The sequence below is a fragment of the Moorena sp. SIO4A5 genome (assembly GCF_010672005.1).
Taxonomy (GTDB): Bacteria; Cyanobacteriota; Cyanobacteriia; order Cyanobacteriales; family Coleofasciculaceae; genus Moorena.
In genome coordinates, this window is sequence record NZ_JAAHHZ010000165.1 from 1 (window position 1) to 12204 (window position 12204).

Here is a 12204-nt window from a genome sequence, read left to right on the forward strand (position 1 = left end):
ATGTATCGCCCAGATGAGCCTCTACATTGTGGAGCACGGGTATGGATTGAGACAATTTCTGACTTTAAGGTGATCGCCTAAGCTGTTGTGCATTTGACTTAGACTCAGTTATAAAAAAGTAAGCATTCAGCGGTCAGCCGGTCAGCGTTCAGCCGTTAGCCTTTGGCTGATTACTGATAGCTTGTAATTGATTACTGATAGCTGATTACTGATAGCTGATAGCTGATAGCTGATAGCTGATAGCTGATAGCTGATAGCTGATAGCTGATAGCTGATAGCTGATAGCTGATAGCTGATAGCTGATAGCTGATAGCTGATAGCTGATAGCTGATAGCTGAAAAACCATCAAACCCTATCCCCCTGCTCCCTACTCCCTACTCCCTGCTCCCTTGTAGTTAAACCAAACTACTCCCGACAGATCAAGCTTGCCTGGGTAATTTCTTCCAATTCAACCGCTTTCAACAATCGGGACCAAGCCTCAGCAAACGTAGCATTTTGTAGATTACTACAACGAAGTTTAGCTGCTTGATTCAAGGCATCATACCAAATGCCATTTTCAGCATAAACTGTCATTAGCTTCTGCTGTGAGTTTGTTGTATCTAATGGATGCTTAAACTCTGGCAATTCAACCCGTTTCAACAGTCCTCTAATAAACAAAACCGAGTCATCGTAAAACGAGTCTGGGGAATTACAATCAACGATCAGATACCAGCGATACCACTTACCAACCTTTAAGGAGTAGGGAATAGGTATGCTAAACACACCAGACCGACTTGGCAAAGTAACAGGGAGATATTTTGGAGCAAGCTTGGTGTTAGTTTTTGAATCCTGCAAGGAAAATTCCCCAGAAAGCCCCCTCTCAACAGGTTCAGATTGATAGGAAACATGAACCCAGATAGTCGGAGACTCATTAACTGTCAATCCCCTACTATCTTTAGCGATCACAGGAGTCATCCTAAGGTTTCCTCCCATTTCAGAAACAGCCATAGGACAATATCCACGATTACCTGTACCTCGCCTACGTCCGCTCGGCGCATCACCTGAATAATCTGGCTGTTTAAACTCTACTGCTATAGATTCAGCCCTATTGCCAGTGGATTCCATCAATTGCGCTTGTGCTGGGTAGCTAGTGAGAGTCGTCAGAGCAAACGCAATCCCATAAAGCAGTTTAATTTTAACCATTGTCAACTCCGATGCTTTTGCCAAGGAAGATGCTGGCTGGGTCTCAGAAGTTCCCTTTTTGCATCAATCCTAGTTTCACATCTGATTGGAACATGGTGTATAACGTACTACCAAAACCATACCCACCGAAGTAAGCACCAATACCATTGCTGATGGCACCAGCGGTATCCAACCCCCTTGCAAAATAAACAGATAACAAATGCCATACAAAGCACCAAGTGCCACTCCCGTCGAGATTACCAAGCCACTTAGGAAATGCATACCCCTAGCCTGGCCTGAGCGGAATCCCATTACCAAACCAATTACACTTCCTACCACAGACCAACCCCAAATCCACAGCACTTCTGTTGATTCTGACCAAACCCACAACAAAGGTCGATTATCCAGAACCGCACTCAGGATTTGACTTACCATATGTCCTTGAATCACCACTCCTGGTGTTCGCTTCTCGCTCAGGGACTGACTGGCACTGTAAGGGGTGAGCCAGTAATCACTACTGGTATTAATTGGACCGGCTATACCAACAAGAATAATCCGACCCTTCAGTTGGGACCTGCGCTGGGGCGGAATCTTATCATTGAGAATATCGCCAACATTGACTGTTAGTGCAATATCTTCAGGAGAGCGACGGGAACGGTAATTTAGCAAGATTTGTCTACCTGCTGCATCCACTCTGTGGTAGCCACCGGTATCAGAATTTAATTCCTTCAGCACAACAGTTTTACCGTTATCCAAATCTGGCGCATCAATCCACAATTGCTGATTTGATGTGTAGCCCCATTGGATACCCTTAGCATCTAGATAGTATAGGGCTAGTAGCAGGCTAAGGTTATTCTTAGCAGTACACTTATCAGTCAGGTCTGGTGAGTTCAGAGATAACAGATGGCGACGGAGGATTCCCCCCTTGTCAGGTAAAGCATCACTAAAACTAATCCGATCTGGCCGAATTTCCAGGGGTGGAGAAATCCCTTCGGTGTCCCCAGCCTTAGCATCCTTCACTTTACAGATACCAAATAAATTCTTTTGTCCCAGGTAAGTTGCTAGTTTAGGGTAAGCTGGATCCACCGGAAAATCACGATAGATATCTAAGCCAATCGTGACTGGTTCATACTCCTGGAGTTTCTCAAATAGCCGAGTAAGAGTATGGTCTGATAACGATGCCCCATGCTTGGGTTGCTGTTCCTGATTTTTAATATCCTCTGGGGTAGCCTTAACAATCAACAGACGCTCGTCCCGCATTTCATAGGGTCGTTGTCGCATCAGTTTGTCAAAAGCTTTTAGTTCAAGCCCTTCCAATAGTCCCAACCACCGCAATCCCATCACCAAAGCCATGGCGAATACACTAGCCTTGAGTAACAAAACGCGATCGCACCATAGTAAACGAATCGGAAACGAATGGGATGGTTTGTCGGAGCTAGTTTGGTCTGAAGGAGTAGGGGAGGTACTGGGCAATGAAGTTTGACCCTTTGTTACAGCCGATCGCATCATGTGTTGACCCTCTGAAGAGGTTTGTGACCCATGAGCCTGACTGGAGCTACCTGAAACAGAAGGGAATTGATTGCGATCGCGCAACTGTTGCCAAGTCGGCGGAACAACAGCCGGATTTTGGCAAATCACTGGCAACCAGCTAGCACCAGGATAGTTATCTTCCCACCCTTGCAACCGTTCCCTAGCTTCCCGCACTGCCAAATATAAGGATTTTCCACCAGCAAATGCCGTTAAAAAGGACTTCAAAAACTCCTGTGCCACTCGATCGGGTACCGGCTCCCGCATCACAATCAACTGAGGAATATGTAAATCAGCCAATTCCCGTGCCAATCCCAAGCCATCGCAAGAGTTGAAAATTGCCAGTCTCAAACCACAGGTAATAGCTGTTCTCAGAGCATGCTTTAACTGGGAAATCGTTAAGCTATCAGTTTGATTAATACTTATGTAACCGGTTTTAGCATCCGCCCCACTCCCGCTATGTCCCGCAAAAAACAGGATATCCCATCCCTGTTTATCCCAAAGCTGGTGGTTAAGCTCTTGGCGTTGTGGCTGCACCACAAAAACAGTTTCCGCCTCTGGTAACTGCTCAAGTAAAGCGCGGTCTTTTTCAACCTCAATCCCTTCACTATTTCCTAAAATTCCTAATACCCTAACCTGACCCGTTGACTCTCGAGCTGGCGTTCTGACTCGCTCATACTCTTGGCTACTCAACGCCACTTCTGTCAGCGGGTAATCTTCAAATAAACGCCACAAATGCCAAGGCAATCGTCGCACTTGGTCATCTTCCGCCTCGATAATCACTCTAATTTCCTCAGACGGCATTAGTTTAGTTCGCACTCGCCGTTCAATCTTGTGAAATTCTTCAGCATTGAGCCAGGTATTAATTTGCTCTTCTAACTGTTGAGACAGATTCCTAAACTCAGCTTCTGAAACATTAGTGATACTAACGTCATGAATTTCCAGACGGAGATCGCACCTGAAGCCTCCGTAGAGTGCTGCATACATTAATTGCCAGCGTTTGTAGAGTTTAGGCAGTTCCGGTGCAGCAGGCAAACATCCAGTAAACTGAATCGGATTACGATGATCTGTTTCCCAAAGTTGAGCGATAACAGTAGGAAAACCTTCCTGACAATTTCCATTTCCCAGTTTTAAGACTACTAACTGACTCATCGATACAGCGGTTTGCAATTCAATTAAGTACAAAGTTCTGGGTTTTTAGGGAGCAGGGAGCAGGGAAAAGGGAAGAGGAAAGAGTGAAAAAAATCCTGTCTACCTGATAGTTAGGCAACCCACTGTTTATAGGGGTCTAACCATTAAAACTCTTGCGATGCTAATGTAACATTACTTACTTGTGTTTGTCAACTCCTAAATTGGTGGTATAAAAATGCTATAGTGTAGTTTTAAGATTTTATATCTAGATTGATATCTAGCTTGATCCACAGCTGACTGATTCACCATCAAGGGATATCAGAAAAGTCAGCTTTTAACGCAAACATTAGTTGTCACGTGACCGTAATTTGTGGTATACTGTAAAGCTAGTGACTAAAAAAGTATGGGCGATTAGCACAGTGGTAGCGCGCTTCCTTCACACGGAAGAGGTCACTGGTTCGAACCCAGTATCGCCCATGGGTAAGCATATGCGCACTTATCACAGGCTAGAAGCCTGTTCCACCCGCACAGAATGCATGGGTAGGGTGGGCAAAACCTTGCCCACCCTACAGGTAGCGTTAAATTGAGGGATTTGCGTAAGTCCTATCTGACTTCTAGCTAGTTTGTGGCGCAGGCTTCAACGCTGCGACATAACTCAGATTAAATGAATTCTGACCTGTTTTCTTCAATAGCTGTTCGCGTAGCGTACGCGTAGCGCTTAAGCTGACTACTTACACTCAAACAGTTAACCAAACCGAAAGGTCTCGTTGAATCAAATCTTGGAGTTTGAGGATATCATCACGATAAAATTCCAGCAACTGTTGCCGTTCCTCTTTAGAAAGAGCAGCTTTTTTCTTATCAGTTGAGTTCATGTTAATTAGCGCCAAACGAACAGTTTGCCTCACCTCTAGCGGAACGATGTACTTTAGTCCAGAAGCCACCATAGTTCTGAAGGGATTTTGTTTCCGCAACAGATCATTAACCAATTTTACTTTAGGAACTTGAGCCACTTGAGCTTTTTTGGATACATCCGGGATAAACGTTTCATCTACTCCAATGAATCGATACATATCCTGGAGCAAAGCCACGGAATTTTTACATAAATCATCGTACAGATAAACTTTTATTTTATGTCGATTAAACTTTTCAAAAAAATGTTTCAGTTGATCATTATATAGTCCTTTTTTTAGGGTAAACGACCCCTTAGAGCGAAACTTAAGCTGTTCCGATAATGGTTGAACCTTACCCGCTACATCCGTCGCTTCCCGAACGTGCATTAAATAATCCGAATAAGCTCGGTCTATGGGATTTCGGAGAATAGCAATTAGTTTAACATCGGGCAAATAACGCAATATTAGTTCAGAAGATGATTTATAATGAAACAAATAGTTAGGGGATGCTTCACCAATCGCTATTTCATCCTTAACGTCTTCGAAAAGTTTACAATATTTTTCAAAGGTATCAATTCGATTTTTGTTAGGAGTTATTAGTTCTGGAGGCAACTTTCCCCAATCTTTTTCAAAAAAATTGGTTTCCTTAACCGGACTCATATAAACTTGAGGGTGTTGCGTTAAGTAGTTATAAATCGATGTTGTTCCTGCCTTCTGTACACCTATAATTAAAAAAGTCGGTAATTTCATTTTATTTCTGGTCATAGGGAATAGGGAATAGGGAATAGGGAATAGGGAATAGGGAATAGGGAATAGGGAGTAGGGGTAATAAAATTTAATGTACCTCGTACCCTATAAAAATGTTTCCCATCTCCCCATCACCCCATCACCCCATCACCCCATCTCCCCATCACCCCATCACCCCATCTCCCCATCTCCCCATCTCCCCACACCTCCCGACTCCCTAATTAAGGTAGTTCACTTATTCGCTTCAACCCAGCAGAGTCCTGGTCGTACTCGTCTAGGTCAACGGAAATCGGCTCAACATTCCAGATGTTCTGACCATACTCCCGAATCGTGCGGTCTGAAGAGAATTTGCCCATATTCGCCGCATTAATAATCGACATCCGAGTCCAGTGATGCTGATCCCGATAGGCTTGGCTTACTTGCTTCTGGGTATTCACATAGGACTGGTAGTCTGCCAAAAGCAGGTACTCATCGCCGTACAGTAGGGAATCCACAATTGGCTTAAACAGGTTAGGATTACGGGGATAGAAGTACCTAGAGCCAATCTGATCGATTACCTGCTTGAGCTCTTCATTGTTGTTATAGTATTCTTGCGGGTTATATCCCTCAGCCTTGAGAGCGTATACTTCCTCAGTAGTTAAACCAAACAGGAAGAAGTTGTCTGCTCCTGCTTCTTCTCGGATTTCAATATTAGCACCATCCAAGGTACCAATCGTTAACGCTCCATTCATGGCAAATTTCATATTGCCAGTTCCAGAGGCTTCCTTGCCAGCAGTGGAGATTTGCTCTGAAAGGTCGGCTGCTGGGTAAACCTGCTCTCCGAGGGAAACCGAAAAGCCTTCTAAGAAAACTACCTTGATGCGATCGCTTACATCAGGGTCATCATTGATCACCTCTGCTACTGAGTTAATCAACTTAATCACCAGTTTAGCCATGTAGTAACCCGGTGCTGCTTTGCCAGCGAAAATAAAGGTTCGGGGCAAGATATCGATAGAGGGATTTTCCTTGATCTGGTTGTAGAGAGTAATGATATGGAGTACATTCAGCAACTGACGCTTGTACTCGTGAATCCGCTTGACTTGGACATCAAACAGGGAATTAGGATCAACCTTAATACTGTTGTGCAGCAGAATATAATCCGCGAGGTTTTGCTTGTGCAGCTGCTTAATCTTGCGCCAGCGATCGCAAAACTCAGCATCATTAACAAACTGCTCTAACTGTTTGAACTGGTCTAGATTAGTAACCCAACCCTCTCCAATTTTCTCAGTAATCAGTTCCGACAATTGAGGATTACTCAGCAATAGCCACCGACGGGGTGTGACCCCATTGGTCATATTAATAAATTTATTTGGCCACAATTCATAGAAATCTCGGAGCACATCCTTCTTCAGCAATTCCGTGTGCAGTACTGCCACCCCATTAATAGCATGGCTACCTACGCAGGCTAAATGAGCCATCCGCACAGACTTATCAGGTCCTTCTTCAATCAAGGACATTCGTCTGAGCCGGTCATTATCACCTGGATACTTGGCACGCACATGATCCAAGAAGCGACGGTTGATTTCATAGATAATTTCTATATGCCTCGGTAATAGTTTCTCAAATAGGCTAACTGGCCAGCGTTCCAAAGCCTCTGCTAGCAAAGTATGATTAGTATAACCAAAGGTGTTCCTAGTGATATACCAAGCTCGATTCCAGCTCAATTTGTACTTATCCAAGAACAACCGCATCAGCTCCGCCACCCCAATCGATGGGTGAGTATCATTTAGCTGAATCGCAATTTTTTCATGGAACAGGTCAAAATTGCTATTAGTTCGTCGGTAATTATTAATAATATCCTGAAGAGAACAGCTAACAAAGAAATACTGCTGCTCTAGCCGTAGTTGCTTCCCTTGGGAAGTGTTATCATTGGGATAGAGAACTTTCGAGATATTCTCGGAATAGATCTTTTCAGTCACAGAGCCAGCATAGTCACCGCTGTCGAACACCTCAAAATCAAATTCCTCACTGGCACCAGCACGCCACAAACGCAGGGTATTGACCGTATTTTTCTTGTAACCAGGCACTGGTATATCGTAGGGAGTACCCAAAACCTGCCACTCCGGAACCCAACGCACCCGATAGCGCCCTTCATCATCCTTGTAGGATTCTGTCTTACCCCCGAAATTAACCTCAACCGTTAATTCTGGGCGTCGGATTTCCCAAGGGTTGCCGAAGCGTAGCCATTTGTCAGGACGTTCAACTTGAGCACCGTCAATGATCCGCTGGTCAAAGATACCGAATTCATAACGGATGCCGTACCCAACAGCAGGAATTTCTAAAGTTGCCAGGGAGTCCAGGAAACAAGCAGCCAAGCGTCCTAAACCGCCATTCCCTAGACCAGGCTCAGCTTCCAGGATTTTCAGGTCATCTAGCTCCAGCCCAGATTCGTGGAGAGCTTGGCTGAGCCGATCATATATTCCCAAGTTGAGCAAGTTATTAGTGAGCTGGCGACCCATCAAAAATTCTGCTGACAGGTAATATACCGTCTTAGCATTTTTTCTAGTATAGGTTTCTAAGGTTTTAATCCACCGCTGAAGTAGCCGGTCTCTTACCGTATAAGCCAGAGCCATATAGTAATCGTAGGGTGTAGCCAAAAACTGATTTTTACCCTGGATATAATAAAGATTATCAGCAAAGGCTCGCTTAAGGGTTTCCACCGACATACCTGTACGGTCATCTTCTACCTTAACCTTGATTTGTTGTGTGAGGTTGGTAGCTTCCTTCATAGTATGGCTCATCCTGACCAAAAACTTGTCACTCCATTATGAATTCTCTTTGGTGAGAGAGTAAGGATGGACGGTCATTGGTGAATTATCATTCTCTGTAGTAAAATCACCAATTTGTAACACACAGTTCCTACTTGAGTTGATTTTCCTGCAAAGACTGGATCAGAAACAGATTCAATGGGTCTTGACTAATCTCTTTCACATAAGACTCACTGAGATAGGAAGCATATTCAGGTTGTTTAGCAATATAGGTTTTGAAAAAAGCGGTACTAAGTGCCATCAGGTAAGGACGAGCGATCGCAGGATCTGGCCCAATCAATTCAGGTGGAACCGGTAAGACACCCTCTCCTTCCCCACCCAGGTAGGAAAAGTGAGTACCTGCTTCTGTCACCACTAGATAGTTTTCTGGGGTAGTTAGCCAGCTGAAAGGGGTAATTTGTTGTTCTACAGGTGGCGCAAAGATGTCTCTGATACTAGAGACCATCATGACCGGAACCTGAATTTGTGACATCCCGGCTTCACCAAAGATCGGGTTGCTGAGCGGATTAACAGCAATCACCGCTTTTACCCGTTCGTCTCCCAAATTATAGTCTTCTGGGGGTAGTTGAGTACCTCGACACTGGAGTAGCAGGGATACATCTAAGGATAAATTGTTCTGTCGAGCAGCATCACACTCACTAGTAAGCTGTTCAAAATTGAGCTTAGCTCCTCCTAGAGCAAGAACAGTATAGCCTCCGAAGGATTGACCAATTACTCCCACCTCTTCTAGATTGAGCCTACCAAACTTACTCGGGTCAGAATTAGCTTTAGCCGAAAGTTCATCTAACAAATACTTCACATCCAGAGGACGATGGATGATCGCAGTAGGATTGAGGGGAGTTGCGAAGCCAGCAAAGATTTGATTAATGCGTTCGGAACTAGTACCAATATGCTCCGGGACCGCAACCGCAAAACCGTAAGATGCTAAATGTTTCGCTAGATAGGCAAAGGTATTGCGGTCTGAAGCCAAACCATGGGAAATAACCAGAGTTGGAATCGAGCCTCTTATTGCTCCTTGGTCTGAATAGTTAGGTAGATAAATATCAACGGGAAACGAAGCTTGACGCTCAGAGTTATAAACCTCAAAGGTTTCTTTACGCCAACCTATTCCTCCAGAATTCCTAAGATCTGCTTGTGCTGAGAAATTAAACGATCTTGAGCCTTCTCCCTGTAGTTTTGCCCGATTTTTAATGGCACTAAAGACAACATCATTTACCACAAATAGCCTTGATAGCTCATCAGTAACATCAGAAATTAGTTCCACATCCAGGTAAATAGTTTCTAGGGAAAACTTACGCAATACATTAATAACGCTCAAGCCTTCTGGATCCGAAGCTGCCGAAACTAAAGCACCCCGCAAGGGATAGAAACCATTGCGATTAAAATCTGCTTTTATTACATTCCCTAATCGGCGCAGTAAGGTTTTACCCACCGGTAAGCGAGTAAACAAATAAACATATCTGGGAGAAATATTAAATCGACTATTTAGTAGAATCCGCAGTGCTGCTAATTGTGTTGGTGTAGCAAAGTTGGCATAATAGGCAAATTGCCTGGTCATTGTGCCATCTTTAGCAAAAATTTCCAAGTCTTCAATCCCAATATTAAATTGTCCAAAGGGAGAAACGAAGAAAGTAATTCGCTCTGCTCCTAAAGCAGGAATTGCACTGAATGTAGATACTAGACTCAAGCCTAGGGATAGGGAAAAGCGAGTTAACCACTGGCGCAGTGGGTTATAATGAAAGGATTGGGTGCTCACTTTAGCTGCTCGGGAAAGACTAGGGGAGTTGGTAATAGTTAAGGGAAAACCTGTGACAAGATCATTAAACATGTACAAAGCTCTCAAGACCAAACTGAAACTGAACAACCAACACAAAACCCTGATGGCACAACATGCTGGTTATTCTAGATGGGTCTAAAACTGGGGACTAGGGCGTGTTTTCAAAGTTTTCCGCAAGATATTAGATCCCCCCCAGCCCCCCTTAATAAGGGGGGAGCCATACTCGCTCATCCCCCTTTTTTAAGGGGGATAATGGGGTATCTCCGAGGGGGAGCCATACTCGCTCATCCCCCTTTTTTAAGGGGGATAATGGGGTATCTCCGAGGGGGAGCCATACTCGCTCGTCCCCCTTTTTTAAGGGGGATAATGGGGTATCTCCGAGGGGGAGCCATACTCGCTCGTCCCCCTTTTTTTAGGGGGATAATGGGGTATCTCCGAGGGGGAGCCATACTCGCTCGTCCCCCTTTTTTTAGGGGGATAATGGGGTATCTCCGAGGGGGAGCCATACTCGCTCGTCCCCCTTTTTTTAGGGGGATAATGGGGTATCTCCGAGTTTGAAGACACGCCCTAGCCATTTAGCAATAAGCTTACCATAAATATCATTATACTAGTTATAGTGTTTATTGCATTTATGAGGTACGCTTATCAAGCTCAAAGTCCCCCTTTTTAAGGGGGATTTAGGGGGATCCATTTGTCCCTCATGGAAAAGAGAATTGCTATAACAACTAAAACAGATAAATCCTCGGATATAACAAGGTTAATAGTAATGGGTTTACGGGAAAGACTACTTCGGCGATTTCAAAAACAGGAAAAACCAGAGGAAAAACCAGAGGATATCCAATCCCTCGACTCCCTCGACCAGACCTTAGAACAACTCGACCAGACCTTAGAACAAAAACCCCCTGGGCGAATTCAGTCACTACTGAGCAAATTACCCAAACCAGGAACTCCTAAGGACACCTCAGTAACGGTAAGCAATCCAGAACCAAGCAATACTGACAAAGTTAGAGGTAACATTAGAGGGATACTCAGCAAATTTAAAAAATCTACCACTGACCAAGACATCCCCCAACTGTCCGAAAACTCAGAACCAAGCAATACTGACAAAGTTAGAGGCAAGATTAGAGGGATACTCAGCAAATTTAAAAAATCTACCACTGAACAAGACATCCCCCAACGGTCGGAAAACTCAGCACCAAGCAACCCTGGTAAGATTAGAACACTACTGGACAAATTACAAAAAAACATCTCCCCCAATGACATCCAGAAAATTGACCAGAGCCTGGATCAGATGAACCGGGGGAGGATAAAAGAAATATTTCACAAATTGCTCCAAAATACCAAGCCAGAAGACATCCAAAAAATTGACAAGAACTTAGAACGGATGAACCGGGGAGCAATTAAAGAAATTTGGCCGAAAATTCAAGCTTTAGCTAAAATGGTCCGGGATCCTAATGCCGCTTGGAAGGGAAAAGCGTTAGCGATCGCAGCCTTAATCTATTTAATATCCCCCTTTGATGCCGTGCCAGACCTAATTACCGTAGTTGGATTAGCCGATGATGCAGCCTTGATCATTGCCGTAGTTTCCACCCTAGCTCAGGAACTAGAAAATTATATGGAAAGACAGGCAGAAAAGATAGCGGAGATAGAAGTCCGCAAGTACAATCGGATTGTCAGAATCAGTTTAATCGGCAGCATTGCAGCAGCCATTCTCGCTATTTTGGTCAAATATATCCTAAGTCATACATCATGATTAACCTCTATTCCTTATACCGAATTACCGTATTTATTCTGACTACCTATGGCTTAATACAGCTAATCATTAATCTGCTCAAGTACAAGCCATACTATGAAAAAGTTCCAGGGTTTATGAAAAAATACTTTCTTGAGCACGGGAGCATAATTTTAGGTAAAAAGCTCAACGAAAGTCGTCATGATTTAATCATAAATGGCTTACTGTTGCTTGTATTAGTAATGTTAAACATTATTCTATGGATTTTTTAATGGATAGTAAATATGAGGATTATTAAGTTTTAGGGAGTAGGGAGTAGGGAGTAGGGAGTAGGGAGTAGGGAGTAGGGAGTAGGGAGTAGGGAGTAGGGAGTAGGGAGTAGGGAGTAGGGAGTAGGGAGTAGGGAGTAGGGAGTAGGGAGTAGGGAGTAGG

6 protein-coding genes, 1 tRNA gene and 2 pseudogenes are annotated in these 12204 nt (G+C 44.0%); 4 read left to right on the top strand and 5 right to left on the bottom strand.

Features of this window, described 5'->3' with window-relative positions:
* Positions 1-81, top strand: a pseudogene (locus F6K57_RS30245) (DNA-binding protein); the annotation flags it as partial.
* 324 nt (positions 82-405) lie between these two features.
* Here F6K57_RS30245 and F6K57_RS30250 read toward each other — a convergent pair.
* Both F6K57_RS30250 and F6K57_RS30255 read right to left on the bottom strand, forming a co-directional pair.
* A complete protein-coding gene (locus tag F6K57_RS30250; protein WP_293046581.1) occupies positions 406-1182 on the bottom strand; it encodes a DUF928 domain-containing protein in 777 nt (258 codons plus the stop codon).
* A 75-nt stretch (positions 1183-1257) separates the two neighbouring features.
* Positions 1258-3873, bottom strand: coding sequence for a CHASE2 domain-containing protein (locus F6K57_RS30255; RefSeq protein WP_293071898.1), 2616 nt, complete (start codon positions 3871-3873; stop codon positions 1258-1260).
* A 351-nt stretch (positions 3874-4224) separates the two neighbouring features.
* Between F6K57_RS30255 and F6K57_RS30260 the strand changes: the two genes are divergently transcribed.
* A tRNA-Val gene (locus F6K57_RS30260) sits at positions 4225-4296 on the top strand.
* A 260-nt stretch (positions 4297-4556) separates the two neighbouring features.
* Here F6K57_RS30260 and F6K57_RS30265 read toward each other — a convergent pair.
* The 3 genes from F6K57_RS30265 to F6K57_RS30275 all read right to left on the bottom strand — a co-directional run bounded on the left by F6K57_RS30265 (position 4557) and on the right by F6K57_RS30275 (position 10091).
* Positions 4557-5474 (bottom strand): sulfotransferase, encoded by a 918-nt coding sequence (locus F6K57_RS30265; RefSeq protein WP_293046586.1) that lies wholly within the window; start codon positions 5472-5474, stop codon positions 4557-4559.
* 203 nt (positions 5475-5677) lie between these two features.
* The gene (locus F6K57_RS30270) at positions 5678-8224 is read right to left on the bottom strand and encodes a glycogen/starch/alpha-glucan phosphorylase (protein WP_293045777.1); all 2547 of its coding nucleotides are present in this window, start codon (positions 8222-8224) and stop codon (positions 5678-5680) included.
* A gap of 130 nt (positions 8225-8354) precedes the next feature.
* Positions 8355-10091, bottom strand: coding sequence for an alpha/beta hydrolase (locus F6K57_RS30275; protein WP_293071899.1), 1737 nt, complete (start codon positions 10089-10091; stop codon positions 8355-8357).
* Between F6K57_RS30275 and F6K57_RS30280 the strand changes: the two are divergent.
* Together F6K57_RS30280 and F6K57_RS30285 are read left to right on the top strand one after the other, a co-directional pair.
* A pseudogene (locus tag F6K57_RS30280) lies at positions 10090-10176 on the top strand (helix-turn-helix domain-containing protein); the annotation flags it as partial. The gene F6K57_RS30275 and the pseudogene F6K57_RS30280 overlap by 2 nt on opposite strands.
* A 630-nt stretch (positions 10177-10806) precedes the next feature.
* Positions 10807-11793, top strand: coding sequence for a YkvA family protein (locus F6K57_RS30285; protein ID WP_293045771.1), 987 nt, complete (start codon positions 10807-10809; stop codon positions 11791-11793).
* The last annotated feature ends 411 nt before the right edge of the window (positions 11794-12204 follow it).

Excerpts from the sequence above, each read along its gene's own strand:
- F6K57_RS30285 (WP_293045771.1), top strand. The coding sequence starts at position 10,807 with ATGGGTTTACGGGAAAGACTACTTCGGCGATTTCAAAAACAGGAAAAA.
- F6K57_RS30250 (WP_293046581.1), bottom strand. The coding sequence starts at position 1,182 with ATGGTTAAAATTAAACTGCTTTATGGGATTGCGTTTGCTCTGACGACT.
- F6K57_RS30265 (WP_293046586.1), bottom strand. The coding sequence starts at position 5,474 with ATGACCAGAAATAAAATGAAATTACCGACTTTTTTAATTATAGGTGTA.
- F6K57_RS30270 (WP_293045777.1), bottom strand. The coding sequence starts at position 8,224 with ATGAAGGAAGCTACCAACCTCACACAACAAATCAAGGTTAAGGTAGAA.
- F6K57_RS30275 (WP_293071899.1), bottom strand. The coding sequence starts at position 10,091 with ATGTTTAATGATCTTGTCACAGGTTTTCCCTTAACTATTACCAACTCC.